The sequence below is a fragment of the Xenorhabdus sp. PB62.4 genome, assembly GCF_014467285.1.
Classification (GTDB): Bacteria; Pseudomonadota; Gammaproteobacteria; order Enterobacterales; family Enterobacteriaceae; genus Xenorhabdus.
Map to the genome: position 1 here is coordinate 1 of NZ_NKHR01000105.1, position 717 is coordinate 717.

A 717-nucleotide genomic window follows, 5' to 3' on the forward strand; every position below is an offset into this window, starting at 1 on the left:
CAAATTGCTTTCACTGTGGCCGGAATGACGAAATGGCTTCACCGTCAGGGGTTCAGCTATAAGAAACCGATGGGCGTCCCTCATAAATTTGATGCGGATAAACAGCAACAATTTATTGAGGCCTACAACGCGCTGAAAGAGGGCCCCGGTCAGAATGAACCCATTCTGTTTATTGATGCGGTGCATCCCACACAGTCCACAAAATTAAGTTATGGCTGGATGAAAGCAGGAAAGAAGCATGTCAAAGTGGTCGCCACCACAGGCAGCCGCACCCGCCTTAATATTATGGGCGCACTCAATTTACAGCGAATTGAAGAGACCCTTATTCGTGAATATCCGAGTATTAATGAGAGAAGTGTGGCTTATTTTTTTGGTGCAATCAGGGAGACCTATCCTCTTTCGCAAAAACTCCACATTATTCTGGATGGGGCAGGTTATCACCGGACAAATTTGGTGAAAGATATCGCTGAAGTTTTCAACATGGAATTACATTACTTACCGCCCTACAGTCCGAATCTCAATCCCATAGAACGATTATGGAAGTACGCGAATGAGCAGGTACGAAACAATGTTTATTTCCCGGATGCAAAAACGTTCCGTGAAGCACTTCGCCGCTTTTTTCATATTACCTTGCCAGAAAAAGCGAAAGAGTTGACTACCCGACTGACTGATAACTTTCAGATTCTAAGACCTGCATCTTCAAGTTAAGTGCGTATA

General features: G+C 44.4%; 1 protein-coding gene. It reads left to right on the plus strand.

Annotated features, from left to right (window positions below):
* The coding region (locus tag Xenpb_RS19420; RefSeq protein ID WP_187655745.1) for an IS630 family transposase at positions 1 to 708 on the plus strand (708 nt) is incomplete at its 5' end.
* Between the last annotated feature and the right edge of the window lie 9 nt (positions 709 to 717).